The sequence below is a fragment of the Actinomadura darangshiensis genome (genome assembly GCF_004349235.1).
Lineage (GTDB): Bacteria > Actinomycetota > Actinomycetes > Streptosporangiales > Streptosporangiaceae > Spirillospora > Spirillospora darangshiensis.
Map to the genome: position 1 here is coordinate 1 of NZ_SMKY01000195.1, position 17,262 is coordinate 17,262.

Genomic DNA, 17,262 nt, shown 5'->3' on the forward strand with positions numbered 1-17,262 from the left:
CCGGCTCTCCAACGCCCGCCGCTCGACGGGGGGCGCCGGGCGGTGCCCGTTCCAGCGGATGACGTTCTTGCGAGGGCCTGGGTGCGTGACGCCGGTGACCATGGAGGACTCCTGGGGGCGGTGATCGTGTTCCGGATGCTCGATCCAGCCTCGCCGCCGCCCGGGTCACGGTCAGTAACGCGCATATCCGACTTGGGGTGGCACTAGGTTCACCATCGGATCTGCAGTGCGGGCCATGGTGCCGGACGAAATGCGGCAATACGGTTCCCTCATGGCATCCATCACCGCGGCCCGGCGTGCCCGCGTGCACGCTCCGTGGTCGGCGGCGGCGTGGCGCGACACGGTGTTCACCGCCTCCGGGGTGCCGCTCCAGTTCGCCGGCTGGATCATTCTCGGCTTCCTCTGGACGTTCTGGACGCCCGCACGCGTGACGCCGGTCCTGCTCGTCATCGGCACGTCGGTCGTCCTGCTGCTGCTCGCGTTGCGCCCGCTGACGTCCTGGCAGCGGGAGCGGTGCTGGGCGGTGCTCGGCCTGGACATCCCTCCCATGCCGGACTTCGACGGCGGGCGCGCCTGGGACGTGCTCCGCGACCTCCGCTCGCCCGAGCTGTGGCGGGTCCTCCAGTACCACCTGCTCGCCGGGCCCGCGCTGGCCTGCGGCGGGCTGACCGTGATCGCCGCGTGGGCGGCCGGGCTCGCCTTCGCCACGTCCGGCCTCTACGCGTGGGCGGTGCCGTACTCCAGCCCGCTGATCGACCGTCCGGCGCACGTCGTGGTCCTGACCCTGTCCGGTGTCCTGCTCCTGGCGGCGGCGCCGTGGGCGGCCGCGGGCGTGCGGACGCTGGACGCCCGCGCCGCCGCCGCGCTGCTCGGCCCCGACCGCGCGAAGGAGCTGGAGCGGCGCGTCGAGGACCTGGCCGAGCAGCGCGCCAGCGTCGTCGACGCCGCCGACATCGAGCGCCGCCGCATCGAACGCGACCTGCACGACGGGGCGCAGCAGCGGCTCGTCTCGCTGGCGCTGAACCTGGGGCTGGCCCGCGAGACGCTCGCCGGCGTCCCGGGCGACGCCATGCGCGTGATCGTCGAGGCGCACGAGGAGGCGAAGGAGGCGCTCACCGAGCTGCGCAACCTCGTCCGCGGCCTCCACCCGGCCGTGCTGGAGGACCGCGGCCTGGACGCCGCCCTGTCCGGCGTCGCCGCGCGGGTGCCGCTGCCGGTCAGGCTCCGCGTCGACGCCGAGCCGCGCGCCTCCTCCACCGTCGAGGCGGTCGCGTACTTCGTCGTGTCGGAGGCCCTCACCAACGTCGTCCGGCATGCGCGGGCGGACGAGGTGGACGTGTCCGTCGTCCGCCACGGCGAGGTGCTGCGGGTGACCGTCCGCGACGACGGCGCGGGCGGCGCCGACCCCGCCGGGGGGACGGGCCTGACCGGTCTCGCCCGCCGCGTCCGGTCCGTGGACGGTACGTTCCGGATCACCAGCCCCGCCGGGGGCCCGACGACCGTCACCGTGGAGCTGCCGTGCGCGTTGTGATCGCCGAGGACTCGGTCCTGCTGCGCGCCGGGCTGACCAAGGTCCTGGAGACCTCCGGGTTCGAGGTCGCGGCGGCCGTCGGCGAGGCGGAGGGGCTCCTCGCCGCGGTGCGCGAGCACCGCCCCGACGCGGCGATCGTGGACGTGCGGATGCCGCCCGGCTTCACCGACGAGGGCGTCCGCGCCGCGCTGGTCATGCGGCGGGAGTCGCCCGAGGTCGCGGTCCTGCTGCTGTCGCAGTACGTCGAGGAGCGGTACGCGGCCGACCTGCTGTCGATCAGCGCCGGCGGCGTCGGCTACCTGCTCAAGGACCGCGTCGCCGACGTCGCGGTCTTCCTGGACGCGCTGCGCCGCGTCGCGTCCGGCGGCACCGCGCTGGACCCCGAGGTCGTCTCGCAGCTCCTGCTGCGCCGCCACCGCGACCCGCTCGACCGGCTCACCCCGCGCGAGAAGGAGGTCCTCGCCCTGATGGCCGAGGGACGCTCCAACGCCGGCATCGCCGCGGCCCTGGTGGTGAGCGAGAGCGCCGTCGCCAAGCACATCAACAACATCTTCGCCAAGCTCGACCTCCCGCACGCGGAGGGCGACCACCGGCGCGTCCTCGCCGTCCTGCGGTTCCTGGACGGGGAGACGTGACCGCGGGCCGTCCCCGGCGGCGCGGGGTGTGGGTCGCCCTGGCGGTCGCGACCGCGCTGATCGTGGTCGCCCCCGTCGGCCTGCTGGCGTTCGGACGGGCCGTCCGCCGCACCGACGCGTCCGAGACCCCCTACCGGCACGCGATCAGGGAACTGCGCCTCGACATGGACGGCGCCGGCGTCTCCGTGGGACCCGGACCGGACGGCGAGGCGCGCGTCTACAAGGACCTCCGGTGGGGTCTCAGCAAGCCCGAGGTCGCCGAGTCGATCGTGGACGACGTGCTGTTCGTCACGTTCCGCTGCTCCGGCGCGGACTGGATCGGCGCCGAGTGCGGCGCTGACATCGACGTCCGCGTCCCGGCCGGAACACGGGTGTCGGCGGTCTCCAGGTCGGGGCAGATCGACGTCCGCGGGCTGTCCGGCGACCTCGACCTGCGGACCGGCTCGGGTGAGATCAACGTGGCCGGAGCGCGCGGCCGGCTGCGGCTGCGGGCCAGGTCCGGCACGATCAAGGGCCGGGGGCTGGCCGCCGCGAAGACGCAGGCCACCGTGTCGTCCGGCGTGCTCGATCTCCGCTACGCCGAGCCCCCGCAGACGGTGGACGCGACGGCCCGCTCCGGCCTCGCGAAGATCATCGTCCCGCCGGGCTCGCACTACCGCGTCGCCGGCTGGACGGGCTCCGGCACAGCCCATCTGAACAAGGCCCTGGTAGACGACAGCGCCCAGAACCGCATAAACGTCCATAGCGGCTCCGGCGCCACCTACCTCGACTACCGCGACGACTGACCCCCGCCCCCGCAAGCCAACGAGCTGGTCGGGCGAGGGGAGGGTCACATCCTGGGGATTTGCCTCATTTATGTGGAGGCGGTTAACTGCTTACATGCCTTCCGTACGCCCTGTGCACCGCCCGCTGACTCCGCGGGTCGTGCGGTGTACGTGTCGCCGGCGAATGTGTGACCGCTGAGGGCCCCCGCCTGAGCCTCGCGCCCCGAAGCGAGCGAACTCCGAGACCCGAGTCGCGCATGTACTTCGAACGCCACCTGCTGAGCCACGCGCCGTACCCTCCCGGGCTCTCCTGAGCGCGCCGCGCCACTCGCTCCCGTCCTGATCGTCGCCGCCCGTCCGGTGGCCCCGTCCGCATGGGTGATTCCCTGTGATTCAGATCGAAAAACTTCGTAAGGTCTACCGCGGCCGCGGCCGCGAGGTGACCGCCGTCGACGGCGTCGACCTGACCGTCGCCGAGGGCGAGGTGTTCGGCGTGCTCGGACGCAGCGGCGCCGGCAAGAGCACCCTGCTGCGCTGCGTCAACCTCCTGGAACGCCCGGACGAGGGCCGCGTCGTGATCGGCGGCCGGGACCTGCTCGCGCTGCGCGGTGGGGAACTGCGCCGGGCGCGCCAGGGCATCGGCATGATCCACCAGCACTTCGGCCTGCTCGGCAGCCGGACGGTCGCCGGGAACGTCGCGTTCCCGCTGGAGGTCATGGGCGTCCCGCGCGCCGAGCGGGCGAAGCGCGTCGCCGAACTGCTGGAGCTGGTCGGGCTGACCGAGCACGCCGGGGCCTACCCGGCGCGGATCTCCGGCGGGCAGAAGCAGCGCGTCGGCATCGCCCGCGCGCTGGCCGGACGCCCGCGGGTGCTGCTGTCGGACGAGGCGACGTCCTCGCTCGACCCGGAGACGACCGCGTCGATCCTGGCGCTGCTGCGCGACCTCAACCGCCGGCTCGGCCTCACGGTCCTGCTGATCACGCACGAGATGGACGTGGTCAAGCGCATCTGCGACTCGGCCGCCGTCATGCGCGACGGCCGGTTCACCGAGTCGGGGCCGGTGCCCGAGCTGCTCGCCCGCCCGGGCTCGGAGCTGGCCCGCGGCCTGTTCCCGCTGCCGCCCGCCGAGCCCCGCGACGGCTCGACCCTGATCGAGGTCACGTTCACCGGCGGCGCCACCGGCGAGCCGTTCGTGTCCGCGCTGGCCCGCAAGTACTCGGTGGACGTCAACATCCTCGGCGGCGCCGTGGAGACCGTCGGCGGCGAGCGCGTCGGGCGGCTGCAGCTCGAACTGCCCGGCGACCCGCCGCAGAACGCCGCGCAGCTGGCGTTCCTGCGCGAGTCGGGCCTGGCCGTGGAGATCAAGAACCCCGACCGGGAGGACGCCCGATGAGCTGGGACGAGGTCATGCCGCTGCTGTGGCCCGCCACCCGCGAGACCCTCTACATGACCGGTGTCGCGACGCTGTTCACCGCCGTCCTCGGGCTGCTGCTCGGGGTGCTGCTGGTGATCACCGAGCGCGGCGGGCTGCTGCCCGCGCCGCCGGTGAACAAGGGGCTCGGCGTGGTGGTGAACATCGGCCGGTCGCTGCCGTTCCTGATCCTGATGGTGGCGATCATCCCGTTCACCCGGGTCGTCGTCGGCACCAGCATCGGCAACGCCGCCGCGATCGTCCCGCTCACCGTGGGCGCCATCCCGTTCTACGCGCGGCTCGTCGAGATCGCGCTGCGCGAGGTCGACCCGGGCGTGCTCGCCGCGGCGGACGCGATGGGCGCCACCCGCCGGGAGATCGTCGGCAAGGTCATGCTGCGCGAGGCGCGGCCGGGCCTGGTGTCCGGGCTGACCGTCACCGTCATCGCGCTGATCGGCTACACGGCCATGGCCGGGACGGTCGGCGGCGGCGGGCTCGGCAACCTCGCCGTCGTCTACGGCTACGAGCGCTTCGAGACCAAGGTCATGGTCGCGACCGTGGCGCTGCTGATCGTCCTGGTCCTGCTCATCCAGGCCGCGGGGGACCTCGTCGCCCGCCGGCTGACCCACCGGTAACGCACAGAAAGGCACTGCTCGTGCTTCGCAAGATCACTATCGCCCTGGCCTCCGTCGGTCTCCTCGCGGGCCTGACCGCGTGCGGCTCGTCCGGGGCGTCCGAGGATCCGGACGCCCCGCTGAAGGTCGCGGTCAACCCCGTCCCGCACGGCGACATCCTGAAGTACGTCAAGGACGATCTGGCGGGCAAGGCCGGGCTGAAGCTCGACATCGTGACGTTCAGCGACTACCAGCAGCCGAACACGGCGCTGAAGGAGAAGCAGGTCACGGCCAACTACTTCCAGCACGTGCCGTTCATGGAGGAGTTCGAGAAGAAGTCCGGGACGAAGCTGACGTTCGTCGCGCCGGTCCATCTGGAGCCCCTCGGCGTGTACCCGGGGAAGGTGAAGAGCCTGCAGGCCGTCCCGCGGGGGGCGACCGTGGCCGTCCCGAACGACCCGGCCAACGAGGGACGCTCGCTGAAGCTGCTGGCCGACAACGGCCTCATCACCCTCAAGCCGGACGCGCCGGCCAGCGCCACCGAGCGGGACATCGCGAGCAACCCGAAGGGCTTGAAGATCAAGCCGCTGAAGGCCGCGCAGCTGCCGCGCTCGCGGGAGGACGTCGACCTGTCGGTGATCAACGGGAACTACGCCATCGAGGCCGGGCTGGCGCCGAGCAAGGACGCGCTCGCCGCGGAGAAGGCCGAGGGCAACCCGTACGCCAACGGCATCGTCACGCTGCCGGAGAACAAGGACGACCCGCGCGTGAAGAAGCTCGTCCAGCTGCTGCAGGGCCCCGAGGTCAAGAAGTACGTCGAGGACAAGTACAAGGGGTCGGTGCTGATCGCGACCTGACTCCGGCCGTTCCCTCAGCGCGGAAAGCGCCGCGATTTGTCCGCCGGTCCTGGTAAGACATTGCCGACGATCTCGCGATAGGGGACCCATGGCCATATATGAGCACGCAGAGGAATACGTCGGTTTGCCGGTGGCCACGTTCAACGAGGACACCGGCACCGACGACGATGGCGACGGCCGCGGCACGGCCGCCGACCCGGTCACCGGGGACGACTTCCCGCCCGCCGGGGAGGCCGCCTGGTTCGTCGGGACGTCCTTCGACGAGGAGCCCTTCGCCGAGCTGTTCGCCCGGTTCCTGCGGACGATCGACACCGCCGAGATCACGGCGCTGATCATCGGCTACTGGGGCGCGTCCTACGACGACGGCGCCGCCGACCCGGTGGCGCTGCTGACCGAGGCCGCCGCGTCCTTCCCGAGGCTCCGGTCGCTGTTCCTCGGCGAGATCACCGCCGAGGAGGCGGAGATCTCCTGGATCGAGCACGCCGACATCACGCCGCTGTTCGCCGCGTTCCCCGAGCTGGAGCGCTTCGAGGTGCGCGGCGCGCAGGGGCTCGTCCTCGACCCGGTCAAGAGCGACCGGCTGAAGGTGCTGCGGTTCGAGTCGGGCGGGCTGCCGGCGCGGATCGTGCGGGCCGTCGGGTCGAGCGAGCTGCCGAACCTGGAGCACCTCGACCTCTGGCTCGGCGAGGACAACTACGGCGGCGACGCCACGGTCGCCGACCTTGCGCCCTTCCTCGGCGGCGAGCGGCTGCCCGCGCTGCGCCATCTCGGCCTTGAGGACAGCGAACTCCAGGACGAGATCGCGGCGGCGGTCGCGGGCGCGCCGGTCGTCGCGCGCCTGGAGTCGCTCAGCCTCGCGATGGGCGTGCTGACCGACCAGGGCGCCGAGGCGCTGCTGTCCGGCCAGCCGCTCACCCACCTGCGGAAACTGGACCTGCACCACCACTTCCTGTCGGACGGGATGGTCGAGCGGGTGAAGGCCGCGCTGCCCGGTGTGGAGGTCGACCTGGGCGACCAGGAGAAGCCGCACGGCGACTGGCACTACATCGCGGTCTCCGAATGATCCAGGAGCGCCTCGCCGCGTTCGCGGGCCTTCCGGTGCACACCTTCGACGGTGCGCCGGACGGCCCGCTGCCCGCCGCGGGCGACGTGGCGTGGGGGATCTACCACCACGTCGCCGACAACGGCGTGTGGGGCGCGGAGGTCCCCGAGAACCTCGGCCGCTTCCTGGAGGCCGTCGACACCGCGCAGGTCACCCATCTCGTCATCGGCTTCTGGGGGTTCGACACCGAGGAGTTCGCTCCGGTGGAGTGGCTGGTGGACAACGCGGGGCGCTTCCCGCGCCTGCGGGCGCTGTTCCTCGGCGACATCCTCGACTGGGACCTGCACATCTCCTGGATCAAGCACGGCGACATCTCGCCGCTGTTCGAGGCCTACCCGGCACTGGAGCGTTTCGAGATCCGCGGCGCGTCCGACCTGCGGTTGGGGCCGCTGCGGCACGATCGGCTGAAGGCGCTGCGGATCGAGTCCGGCGGGCTCCCCGCCGAGGTCGTGCGGGCGGTGGCGGGCGGTGCGCTGCCCGCGCTGGAGCACCTGGACCTCTGGATCGGCTCGGAGTGGTACGACGGGACGTCCACCGCCGAGGACTTCGCTCCGTTCCTGACCGGTGAGCGGTTCCCCTCCCTGAAGCATCTCGGCCTGGAGAACGGCCCGTTCCAGGACGAGTTCGCGGAGTCCCTCGCGAGCGCCCCCGTCGTCCCGCGGCTGGAGTCGCTGAGCCTGGCGATGGGAATGCTGTCCGACCGCGGCGCCGAGGCGCTGCTGTCCGGGCAGCCCCTCACCCACCTGCGGAAGCTCGACCTGCACCACGCGTTCCTGAGCGAGCCGATGGTGGAGCGGCTGAAGGCGGCGCTGCCCGGGGTCGAGGTCGACCTCAGGGACGCGGTCGGCCAGGCGGAGTGGGACGGCGACGAGTGGGCCTCCAGCGCCCTGTACATCGCGGTCTCGGAATGAGCCTCGTCGTGGTCGGGACGCCCGGCGACCGGCGTCCCGCGCTGTTCGCGGAGGCGTGCCGGTCGGCGGGGCTGCCAGAACCCCGGCTCGTCCCATGGCCGGACCTCCTGCGCGGCACGCCGCTCGCCTTCGATGCGGGCGATGTGGTCCGCGTCGACTCGCCCGGTGAGGACGCCGAGGCCGACGCGCTGCTGCGAGGCCCCGGCGAACCGGCCCGGGTGGGCGGCGGGGCACGCTGGCACCGGACGTTCACGGCCGCGCTGCGCCGGCTGTCCTCGGCGGCGTCGGCCTCGGGCGCCCGGCTCCTCGGGGACGTCGACGAGATCGGGGTCATGTTCGACAAGCGGCTGACGCACGCGCGGCTGCTCTCGGCGGGAGTGCCGGTCCCGGCCGCGTTGCCCGAGGTCGATGGATATGTGGCGCTTCGTGCCCGGATGGACGAGGCGGGGGAGCGGCGGGTGTTCGTCAAGCCGGCGCACGGCTCCTCGGCGTCCGGGGTCGTCGCGCTGCAGACGGCACCGGGCCGTGTCAGGGCGGTGACGTCGGCGTCCATGGCGGGGGACATGCTGTTCAACTCCCTGCGCGTGCGGTCGTACTCGACCGAGGAGGAGGTCGCGGCGCTGATCGGCCTGCTCGCACCGGACGGTCTGCACGTGGAGCGATGGCTGCCCAAGGCGACGCTCGGCGGACGCGTGTTCGACCTGCGTGTGGTCCTCATCGGCGGCGAACCCACGCATGCGGTCGTCCGGACGAGCCGGACCCCGATGACGAACCTGCACCTGGGTGGCTCCAGGGGAGACCTCGGGGCCGTCCAGCGCGCGCTTGGCGAGGACGGCTGGCGGCGGGCGCTGGACGTGTGCGCGCGGGCCGCCGCCTGTTTCCCCAACAGCCCGATGGCCGGCGTCGACCTCCTCGTCGGGCACGGGCTGAAGCGGTTCGCGGTGTGCGAGGTGAACGCCTTCGGTGACCTGCTTCCCGGGCTGACCGGCCTGCCCGGTGGTGGCGCCGAGGGGCTCGACACCTATGGCGCCCAGGTCAGAATGGTGTTGCCCGCATGGACGACATGAACGAGGTCATCGGCAGCCACGATGTGCTGCTGGTGACGCTCGACACGCTGCGCTATGACGTGGCCGCCGAACTGGCCGAGGCCGGAGAGACCCCGACCCTTGGCGGGCTGCTCCCGGGCGGCCGCTGGGAGCGCCGCCACACGCCGGGCAGTTTCACCTATGCCGCGCATGCGGCGATGCTCGCCGGATTCCTTCCGACGCCCGCTTCGCCTGGGCCGCATCCGCGTCTGTTCGCCGGGGCGTTCCCTGGTAGCGAGACGACCGACTCCGGTACCTGGACGTTCGACGCCGCCGACCTGCCTGCCGGGCTTGCCTCCGTCGGCTATCACACGGTCTGCGTGGGCGGTGTCGGGTTCTTCAACAAGCTGACACCGCTCGGATCCGCGTTGCCGTCGCTGTTCGCGGAGAGCCACTGGGAGCGCGAGTTCGGCGTGACCGACCCGGAGTCGCTGCCCAACCAGATCGGCCGCATCGCCGAGATCATGGCGCGGCTGCCTGCCGAACGGCGCCTGTTCCTGCTGCTGAACGTCGCGTCCCTGCACCAGCCCAACTGGTTCTACCTGGACGGCGCCTCACGCTCGGACGGGGACACACGTGAGAGCCACGCCGCCGCCCTCCGCCATGTCGACGCCCATCTCGGCCGGTTGTTCGCCCTGATGCGGCGCCCGTGCTTCGTCATCGTCTGCTCCGACCACGGGACGGCCTACGGCGAGGACGGTCACACGGGTCACCGCATCGGCCATGAAGTCGTCTGGACCGTTCCGTACGGAGAGTTCGTTCTGTCGTGAAGCCCTACCAGGGATACGTGTACGCGTACCCGCACAAGACCGCCTACCGTCCGCTGCTACCGGCGCCCGCACTACAGGACGTGTGGGCGGGGGAGCCGCTGGACGCGCTCTTCCTCTACCTGCACGTCCCGTTCTGCGAGATGCGGTGCGGCTTCTGCAACCTCTTCACCCGTACCGGCGCGCCCGAAGAGCTGACCGGCGCCTACCTGGACGCGCTCGACCGGCAGGCCACGGCCGTCCTGGACGCCTTGGACTCCCTCGACACCGGGGACGCCCCCGCCTTCGCCACCGCGGCCTTCGGTGGCGGGACCCCGACCTACCTCACCGCGCCCGAACTGGAACGGCTCTGCGACATCGCCGCACGGTTCCCCGGGTTCGGTTCCGGGCCGCTGGGCGTGGAGACGTCCCCGGCGACGGCCACCACCGACCGGCTGAGCGTCCTCGCCGAACGTGGCACCACCCGGATATCCATCGGTGTGCAGAGCTTCCTGGACGAGGAGGCGCGTGCGGCCGTCCGGCCACAGAAACGCGCCGAAGTGGAGGCCGCGCTCGACCGGATCCGTGCCGTTGGCTTCCCGATCCTCAACATCGACCTCATCTACGGCATCGACGGCCAGACACCCGCGACATGGATGCACTCCCTGGACGCCGCCCTTGCGTGGCGCCCAGAAGAGATCTACCTGTATCCGCTCTATGTGCGTCCGCTGACAGGGCTCGGGCGGCGCGCCCAAGACTGGGACGACCAGCGCCTCACCCTGTATGGGATCGGCCGTGACCACCTTCTGGCCGAGGGCTACGAGCAGGTGTCCATGCGGATGTTCCGGTTGCCGTCCGCTGAGGCGGGCGGGACGGAGTACTGCTGCCAGACCGACGGCATGGTCGGCCTGGGGTGCGGGGCCCGTTCCTACACGTCCCGCCTGCACTACTCGTTCGAGTACGCGGTCGGGGCGAGTCAGGTGCGTTCCATCATCGACGACTACGTGCGCGAGCCCGACTTCACGACCGCCCGCGTGGGTTTCGAACTGGACGCTGACGAACAACGGCGCCGGCATCTCGTCCAGTCCCTTCTGCAGGCGAACGGTGTCGACCGGAACGCCTACCGCGCGCGCTTCGGCGCCGACCCGATGGACGACTTCCCGGCCGACCTCAAGCCGTTCGGCGACCGCGGATGGCTTGAGGAGTCCGGCGACGCCGTACGGCTCACGCCGGAAGGGCTCGCCCACTCCGACGCCATCGGGCCGGCGCTGTTCTCGTCCCGCGTCCGGTCGCTGATGGACGCCTACGAGGCGCGGTGATGGACCACCTGACGATCCTCTACCGCGGGCCGCTCGCCAGCTGCGACTACGACTGCCCCTACTGCCCGTTCGCCAAGCGCCGCGACACGTCCGAGCAGCTGCGCGCCGACCGGGCCGCGCTCGAACGCTTCACGGAGTGGGTCGCGGGCTGCGGCCGCCCCGTGTCGGTGCTGTTCACGCCGTGGGGTGAAGGGCTCGTGCGGTCCTGGTACCGGCGGGCGCTGACCGGCCTGAGCCACCTTCCGCACGTCGAACGGGTCGCGATCCAGACGAACCTGAGCCACCGCGTGTCGTGGACGGCCGACGCCGACCTCACGCGGCTGGCACTGTGGGCGACCTACCACCCCGGCCAGGTCCCTTACGAGCGATTCCTCGGCAAATGCCGCGACCTGGCGTCGCGCGGGGTGCGCTTCAGCGTCGGCATCGTCGGGCAGCCCGAGCACCTCGACGCCGCCCGCCGCCTGCGCGCCGACCTGCCCGCGGGGACCTACCTGTGGGTCAACGCCGCCGAAGGGCGCGTCTACGACGACGCCGAGGCCGCCTCCTGGACCGGGATCGATCCGCTGTTCCCGGTGAGCCGCCGCCCACATGCCAGCCGCGGCCTCGCCTGCCGGACGGGCGAAACGGTCGTGTCAGTGGACGGGGACGGAACGGTCCGCCGCTGCCACTTCGTGCCATCGGTACTGGGCAACCTCTATGACGGCACGTTCCAGGACGCACTCGCCCCGCGTCCATGCCCTCTGGACACGTGCGACTGCCACATCGGATACGTCCATCTCGAACCGCTCGGCCTTTACGACACGTTCGCCGGTGGCGTCCTGGAACGCATCCCCGCACTCTTCGGCCAGGCGTGACCCGGTGACATAGCGGAGCTGGCACGCTGCGAACGGCGAGGGGATTCGGAGCGCCCCCGTCCCTGACCGGACATGGCAGAGCGGCGGGATCCCCGTGCACGACCGTCGCCGAGGGCGCATGCTTGCGATAGCCGGCGAGCTTTAGGCGGATCCGTGGACCAACGACATCGACCCCATTTCGTCCTCGCGCTGAAACCAGTGGACAGCGCGGTGCGGGCGGCGCGCGACACGGTGCGTTCCGCGCTGGAGAGCTGGAACCGGTCCGACGTCAACGGCGACCTGGAACTCATCACCAGCGAGCTGGTCACCAACGCGATCCGCCACGCGAACACGATCACGCTCGTCCTCTACCTGACCGACGACGGGACCACCATGGTCGAGGTGTGGGACGACAACCCGGAGGGCCCGGCGGCGCCCATCGTCGACCTCCAGGCGGAGGGCGGCCGCGGGCTCATGCTCGTCGGTGCCCTCGCACGCTCGTGGGGTTGGCGTTCCACCGCCGACGGAAAGGTCACCTGGGCGCAGACGACCACTGCGTGAAGGGGCGGGCGTCCCCTGGTGACTGGGGAAGTGCGACCAGGGGACGCCCCGCCGGACCGGGGGCAACCCGGGCCGCCCGAAAGCTCAGGTCTGCTTCTCGGGGTGGTAGTCGGCCTCGTCCACACTGAACGTCCAGGCGACTCCCGCGCGCGCTGTGCGGGTGCCGGGCGGGACGCGCAGATAGTAGGTGCGGTGCGTTCCGTCTGGCTCGGGTGTGGAATTGACCACCTCCACCATGACCACGGGCTCGTCGCCCGGCAGGTCGATCGTCCACAGGACGCCGGTCTTGTCGCGATGCAGGGGGCGCGCACCGGTCTCGGCCAGGTAGCGGTCGTAGCCGAAGATCTCCAGCATCACGCGGCGCAGCTCGGCGTTCTGCTCGGACGAGATGCGGTCGGGCGTGATATCGGTCAGCGACTCGATGAAATCGTGCGGGATCGGCATGCCGCGCCAGGCGTGCAGGGCGAAACCGTCCGGGTAGGCGAGGGCGGGGCCATCGCCGCGATGCAGCCGCCCAGGCTCGTCGCGGTGCAGCTCGCCAGGACGTTCCGACAGGATCACCAGCCGTTCGTAGGGCCACCACCAGCCCGCCGAGCGGGCGGCCTCCGCCAGGCCGGCGAGCGGGCCGTCCAGCCGTCCGAGCGCCTCGAACAGCGCCAGCCACGGGGCGTCGTGCTGGCCCAGGACGGCGTCGAGCGTGGCGGCGCGCAGGAGCGACCCGGCCGCGTCCTCCTGCCGCGTCGGCCGCAGGTCGCCGGTCGCGGCCGACCGGCCGCGAGCGTGGTCGCCGATGGCGCCGCGCACCCGCGTGACCAGGGCCTGCACCTGATTCCAGAGCAGGCCGCCGGTGTCGCCCCAGGTGCGCGGCCACTGCTCCGGCCCCTGTTCGGAGCAGGCCGCCGCACGTTCCGCCTCCCACGGGCGGGTGCGCACGTCCGTCAGGACGCTCTTCCCCGCGGTGGCGTCGCCGAGGTCTTCCTGGGCCTGCGCCAGCAGGTCGTCCAGCCCGGCCGCTTTCAGCGTGTCGCCGTGCCCCGCGAGGACGGCCGCCGCGACGGCGCCGCGCGCGGGGGAGGGCACCCACAGGTAGCGCTCCGGGGCGTCCAGCCCGGCGGACGCGTAGGCGGCGGCCACGCCCGCCTCGGCCCGGGCACGGTCGGCGGGACCGGTGGCGAACGCCGCCGCCTGCCAGTCGCCGACCACGTAATGCGTCTCGCGTGCCGTCGCGGTGAGCATCCTGCCCCCTCAGTCGGCCACGACGCGGACGGAGCCGGGCACGTACTCGCGCTGCCGGACCACCCGGTACCAGCCCTTGGGCAGGGTGATCGGCGCGTGCTCCTCATGCACCAGCCGCCCGCCGGACGGCAGGTGCAGATGGTCGGGGACGAGCGGATCGGGGGTGCGCAGCAGCGCACCGGGCGCGGTCAGCGCGTGCGCGTGCCCGGTGGCCTCGCCCAGCGCGAGCACCATGCGGCCCCGGCCGTCCCGCGGGGACGGCGGCAGGTCGCGGACGGACCGCGAAACCGCCTCCTCGGGCACGGGCAGGATCAGGACGTCTCCCTGTCGGTACATGCCGCGAACGTAACGTCCGCCACCGACAGAATGAGCACCGGCGAAACGGGGGTCAGAAGCCGCGGGTCCGGCGGGCCGCGGGGCGGGCCCAGCGGCCGGAGGCGCTCAGGCCGACGCGCTGGAACGCCCGGACGAGCTCGCCGCCGAGGTTCACGCCGGCGCCCAGCGCGAGCGCCACGGACACCGCCCCGATGAGGCTCAGCACGCCCGTGCTGGGGGAGCCGGTGTTGAGTTCGACCATGCCGCGGTACAGGGCCGTCCCAGGGAGAAGGGGGCCGATCATTGGGACGACGTACGGCATGACGGGCTGCCCGTGCCTGCGCGCGAGCCAGCTCGCCAGGACACCGACGATGGTGGCGGCCACGGCCGCGGCCAGGACCGGTGGAACGTCCCATCCGCGCGCCACCACGTAGAGCACCCAGATCAGCGCGCCGCCGAGCGCCGCCGCCGCCAGCACGTCCCGCGGGGTGGCGAGCGACACGGCGAACGTCAGCGAGATGGCGGCGGCGGCGATGACCGCGACCGGTTCCAGCTTCGCCGCCGGCGTGGGCAGATGGCTGACGTCGATCGGCACGCCCATGCTGACCGCGATGTAGACCACCCCGCCCAGCCCCGCGACGATCGCCGCGATCATGAAGAAGACCTCCAGCACCCGCGCCCCGGCGCTGACCAGGTCGCCGGTGATGCCGTCCTGGATGCTCGCCACCAGGGGACGCCCGGGCAGCAGCGCCAGGATCGCGCCGGTGACGACCGTGGCGGCCTGGCCCGGATTGCCCATCGCCACCACGATCGCGGCCGCCGCGGCGCCGATCGCGGCGGCCACCGTCAGCTGGAAGAACTCCGCGATGCCGCGGCGCGCCAGGTAGGCGGCGGCGCGGTCGCCGAGCAGGGTGGCGATGAACGCGGTGGTCGCGACGAGGGGCCCGCCGCCGGACAGCACACTGCCCGAGGCCGAGACGAGGCCGAGCGACACGACCAGCAGCCAGGCCGGGTACGGGGGGCGGCCGCGCTTGATCTCCGCGAGCCGCTTGTGGGCCTCGTCCAGCTCCACCATGCCGATGGACGCGTCCTGGACGAGCTTGTGCAGCGCGGTGAGCCGCCAGTAGGCCGGGGTACGGCGCCGGATGGCGCGGGTCCCCGTCATCGGTGGCGCGCCCCCTCCGGGGTGGGCCGACACGAGAAGGCTCGTCAGCGTGACCTGGACCTCGCAGCGGGGCAGCTCGTAGGCCACCGCCAGGCCGAGCATCGCCTCGTTCACGCGCTCCGTGCTCTCGCCGCTCGCCAGGAGCAGTTCACCCACGCGCAGGACCAGGTCCACCGCACGGGGATCGACGACCTCGGTGGGCTCCTCCTCGGGAGGTTCCGGGGGCGAGCCGTCCATCAGGACCTGCCAGGTCCGCCGCAAGCGTTCCGCCGCGTTCATACCCCCGCTCGTGTCCCTTCCCGCCCTGTAACCGATCTTGACTGGCAGGCTACCCGCGTCCCGCGCGTCCCAAATCCGTTGGGGCTCGCCTCACCTTTTCCACAGAACGCGATTCTGGTGCGACGTCTTCCATGGCGCTGGTACCAAGGACGCATGAGCACTTCGGACAGCCTGCGGGACGAGGCCGAGCGATGCCTGCGCGCCCTCGCCGGCGACCACGCGCGGCTCCGCGACGACCAGTGGACGGCGATCAGCGCGCTCGTCGTCGAGCGGCGCCGGGCCCTGGTCGTGCAGCGGACCGGCTGGGGCAAGTCGGCCGTCTACTTCGTGGCGACCCGGCTGCTCCGCGCGCGCGGAGCAGGCCCGACCGTGATCGTCTCGCCGCTGCTGGCGCTGATGCGCAACCAGATCGAGGCCGCCGACCGGGCCGGCATCCACGCCCGCACGATCAACTCCTCCAACACCTCCGACTGGGACCAGATCTTCGCCGAGGTCGAGGCGGGCACCGTCGACGTCCTGCTGGTGAGCCCGGAACGGCTCAACAACCCCGACTTCCGCGACCTCGTCCTGCCCAAGCTCGCCGCCGGGGCGGGCCTCGTGGTCGTCGACGAGGCGCACTGCATCTCCGACTGGGGCCACGACTTCCGCCCCGACTACCGGCGGCTGCGCACCCTGCTGGCCGAGCTGCCGCCCGGCATCCCGGTGCTCGCCACCACCGCGACCGCCAACGCCCGCGTCACCCAGGACGTCGCCGAGCAGCTCGCCGGCGACGACGCCCTCGTCCTGCGCGGCCCCCTCGAACGCGAGTCGCTGCACCTCGCCGCCGTGACATTGCCCACCGCGGAGCAGCGCATCGCCTGGCTGGGCGACCACCTCGGCGACCTTCCGGGCTCCGGCATCATCTACACCCTCACCGTCGCCGCCGCCCACGAGATCACCGGCTACCTCCGCGACCGCGGCTACGAGGTCGCCGCCTACTCGGGCCAGACCGAGCAGGCCGAACGCCTCCAGGCCGAACAGGACCTCCAGGAGAACAAGCTCAAGGCCCTCGTCGCCACCAGCGCCCTGGGCATGGGCTTCGACAAGCCCGACCTCGGCTTCATCGTCCACGTGGGCGCCCCGCAGTCCCCGGTGGCCTACTACCAGCAGATCGGCCGGGCCGGGCGCGGCGTCGACCGCGCCGAGGTGATCCTGCTCCCCGGCCGGGAGGACCGCGACATCTGGGCGTACTTCGCGAGCCTCGCGTTCCCGCCGGAACCCGTCGTCCGCACCACCCTGGACGTCCTGGACTCCGCCGACCGCCCGCTCTCCACGTCCGCCCTGGAACCGCTCGTCGACCTGAACCGGGCCCGCCTGGAGATGATGCTCAAGGTCCTCGACGTCGACGGCGCCGCCCGCCGCGTCAAGGGCGGCTGGACGTCCACCGGCGCACCCTGGGCCTACGACCGCGAACGCTACGAGCGCGTCACCGCCGAACGCCGCCGCGAACAGCAGGCGATGCTCGACTACATATCCACGCCCGCCTGCCGAGAGGAGTTCCTGCGCCGCCAGCTGGACGACCCCGCCGCCACGTCCTGCGGCCGCTGCGACAACTGCACGGGCCGCCACTGGCCCACCGACGTCGCCCAAGACAGCGCGACCCAGGCGCGCGACCGCCTGCACCGTCCCGGCGTAGACCTCGCCCCCCGCCGCATGTGGCCCACCGGCGTGAAGGACGACCTGGGCCTCTCCGGCCGCATCAAACCCGGCCTCCAGGCCGAGACGGGCCGGGCCCTGGGCCGCCTCACCGACATCGGCTGGGGCAACCGCCTGCGCGACCTGTTCGCCGCCGGCGACACCGACGTCCCCGCCGACCTGGTCGACGCCGTCATCAAGGTCCTCGCCGCCTGGGACTGGGC

The 17,262-nt window shown here is 72.4% G+C and carries 17 protein-coding genes; 14 read left to right on the plus strand and 3 right to left on the minus strand.

The window, feature by feature from the left end; translation table 11 throughout:
• Positions 1-271 precede the first annotated feature (271 nt).
• The 13 genes from E1293_RS31860 (at position 272) to E1293_RS31920 (ending at position 12,369) form a co-directional block, all read left to right on the plus strand.
• Positions 272-1,531: a sensor histidine kinase gene (locus tag E1293_RS31860; RefSeq protein WP_132201195.1), complete on the plus strand. Its 1,260-nt coding sequence runs from the start codon at positions 272-274 to the stop codon at positions 1,529-1,531.
• Positions 1,519-2,166 (plus strand): response regulator, encoded by a 648-nt coding sequence (locus tag E1293_RS31865; RefSeq protein ID WP_132201196.1) that lies wholly within the window; start codon positions 1,519-1,521, stop codon positions 2,164-2,166. The genes E1293_RS31860 and E1293_RS31865 overlap by 13 nt, the downstream gene beginning before the upstream one ends.
• On the plus strand, positions 2,163-2,951 hold the full coding sequence (locus E1293_RS31870) for a DUF4097 family beta strand repeat-containing protein (RefSeq protein WP_132201197.1): 789 nt from the start codon (positions 2,163-2,165) through the stop codon (positions 2,949-2,951). The genes E1293_RS31865 and E1293_RS31870 overlap by 4 nt, the downstream gene beginning before the upstream one ends.
• Positions 2,952-3,318: 367 nt before the next feature.
• Positions 3,319-4,323, plus strand: a complete 1,005-nt coding sequence (locus E1293_RS31875) for a methionine ABC transporter ATP-binding protein (protein WP_132201198.1) — start codon at positions 3,319-3,321, stop codon at positions 4,321-4,323.
• On the plus strand, positions 4,320-4,976 hold the full coding sequence (locus E1293_RS31880; RefSeq protein ID WP_132201199.1) for a methionine ABC transporter permease: 657 nt from the start codon (positions 4,320-4,322) through the stop codon (positions 4,974-4,976). Before E1293_RS31875 ends, E1293_RS31880 begins: the two co-directional genes overlap by 4 nt.
• A gap of 20 nt (positions 4,977-4,996) precedes the next feature.
• Positions 4,997-5,812 (plus strand): MetQ/NlpA family ABC transporter substrate-binding protein, encoded by an 816-nt coding sequence (locus E1293_RS31885; protein WP_132201200.1) that lies wholly within the window; start codon positions 4,997-4,999, stop codon positions 5,810-5,812.
• Positions 5,813-5,900: 88 nt separating this feature from the next.
• The gene (locus tag E1293_RS31890) at positions 5,901-6,875 is read left to right on the plus strand and encodes an STM4015 family protein (protein ID WP_132201201.1); all 975 of its coding nucleotides are present in this window, start codon (positions 5,901-5,903) and stop codon (positions 6,873-6,875) included.
• Positions 6,872-7,825: an STM4015 family protein gene (locus E1293_RS31895; protein ID WP_132201202.1), complete on the plus strand. Its 954-nt coding sequence runs from the start codon at positions 6,872-6,874 to the stop codon at positions 7,823-7,825. The genes E1293_RS31890 and E1293_RS31895 overlap by 4 nt, the downstream gene beginning before the upstream one ends.
• A complete protein-coding gene (locus tag E1293_RS31900) occupies positions 7,822-8,892 on the plus strand; it encodes an STM4014 family protein (protein WP_132201203.1) in 1,071 nt (356 codons plus the stop codon). The genes E1293_RS31895 and E1293_RS31900 overlap by 4 nt, the downstream gene beginning before the upstream one ends.
• Complete coding sequence (locus E1293_RS31905; RefSeq protein ID WP_132201204.1) at positions 8,880-9,680, plus strand: STM4013/SEN3800 family hydrolase; 801 nt, start codon at positions 8,880-8,882, stop codon at positions 9,678-9,680. Before E1293_RS31900 ends, E1293_RS31905 begins: the two co-directional genes overlap by 13 nt.
• The gene (locus tag E1293_RS31910) at positions 9,677-10,975 is read left to right on the plus strand and encodes an STM4012 family radical SAM protein (RefSeq protein WP_243716852.1); all 1,299 of its coding nucleotides are present in this window, start codon (positions 9,677-9,679) and stop codon (positions 10,973-10,975) included. Before E1293_RS31905 ends, E1293_RS31910 begins: the two co-directional genes overlap by 4 nt.
• Positions 10,975-11,829: an STM4011 family radical SAM protein gene (locus tag E1293_RS31915; RefSeq protein ID WP_132201206.1), complete on the plus strand. Its 855-nt coding sequence runs from the start codon at positions 10,975-10,977 to the stop codon at positions 11,827-11,829. The genes E1293_RS31910 and E1293_RS31915 overlap by 1 nt, the downstream gene beginning before the upstream one ends.
• A gap of 153 nt (positions 11,830-11,982) precedes the next feature.
• Complete coding sequence (locus E1293_RS31920) at positions 11,983-12,369, plus strand: ATP-binding protein (protein ID WP_165978483.1); 387 nt, start codon at positions 11,983-11,985, stop codon at positions 12,367-12,369.
• Positions 12,370-12,453: 84 nt separating this feature from the next.
• On the opposite strand, the gene E1293_RS31925 is transcribed toward E1293_RS31920, so the two are convergent.
• The 3 genes from E1293_RS31925 to E1293_RS31935 are packed head-to-tail and all read right to left on the minus strand — an operon-like array spanning position 12,454 to position 15,364.
• Positions 12,454-13,605 carry a DUF6745 domain-containing protein gene (locus E1293_RS31925; protein ID WP_132201208.1) on the minus strand — a complete coding sequence of 384 codons (1,152 nt, stop codon included), beginning with the start codon at positions 13,603-13,605 and terminating at the stop codon, positions 12,454-12,456.
• 9 nt (positions 13,606-13,614) lie between these two features.
• Positions 13,615-13,941 (minus strand): hypothetical protein, encoded by a 327-nt coding sequence (locus tag E1293_RS31930; RefSeq protein ID WP_132201209.1) that lies wholly within the window; start codon positions 13,939-13,941, stop codon positions 13,615-13,617.
• 52 nt (positions 13,942-13,993) lie between these two features.
• Positions 13,994-15,364: a threonine/serine exporter family protein gene (locus E1293_RS31935; RefSeq protein ID WP_243716854.1), complete on the minus strand. Its 1,371-nt coding sequence runs from the start codon at positions 15,362-15,364 to the stop codon at positions 13,994-13,996.
• 153 nt (positions 15,365-15,517) lie between these two features.
• Between E1293_RS31935 and E1293_RS31940 the strand changes: the two genes are divergently transcribed.
• Positions 15,518-17,262: RecQ family ATP-dependent DNA helicase (locus tag E1293_RS31940; RefSeq protein ID WP_132201210.1), on the plus strand; the 1,745-nt coding region annotated here is incomplete at its 3' end.

What these genes read in the sequence shown, in the direction of transcription:
- E1293_RS31860 (WP_132201195.1), top strand. Translation starts at nt 272, where the DNA reads ATGGCATCCATCACCGCGGCCCGGCGTGCCCGCGTGCACGCTCCGTGG.
- E1293_RS31880 (WP_132201199.1), top strand. Translation starts at nt 4,320, where the DNA reads ATGAGCTGGGACGAGGTCATGCCGCTGCTGTGGCCCGCCACCCGCGAG.
- E1293_RS31890 (WP_132201201.1), top strand. Translation starts at nt 5,901, where the DNA reads ATGGCCATATATGAGCACGCAGAGGAATACGTCGGTTTGCCGGTGGCC.
- E1293_RS31895 (WP_132201202.1), top strand. Translation starts at nt 6,872, where the DNA reads ATGATCCAGGAGCGCCTCGCCGCGTTCGCGGGCCTTCCGGTGCACACC.
- E1293_RS31900 (WP_132201203.1), top strand. Translation starts at nt 7,822, where the DNA reads ATGAGCCTCGTCGTGGTCGGGACGCCCGGCGACCGGCGTCCCGCGCTG.
- E1293_RS31905 (WP_132201204.1), top strand. Translation starts at nt 8,880, where the DNA reads ATGGACGACATGAACGAGGTCATCGGCAGCCACGATGTGCTGCTGGTG.
- E1293_RS31915 (WP_132201206.1), top strand. Translation starts at nt 10,975, where the DNA reads ATGGACCACCTGACGATCCTCTACCGCGGGCCGCTCGCCAGCTGCGAC.
- E1293_RS31925 (WP_132201208.1), bottom strand. Translation starts at nt 13,605, where the DNA reads ATGCTCACCGCGACGGCACGCGAGACGCATTACGTGGTCGGCGACTGG.
- E1293_RS31930 (WP_132201209.1), bottom strand. Translation starts at nt 13,941, where the DNA reads ATGTACCGACAGGGAGACGTCCTGATCCTGCCCGTGCCCGAGGAGGCG.
- E1293_RS31935 (WP_243716854.1), bottom strand. Translation starts at nt 15,364, where the DNA reads ATGAACGCGGCGGAACGCTTGCGGCGGACCTGGCAGGTCCTGATGGAC.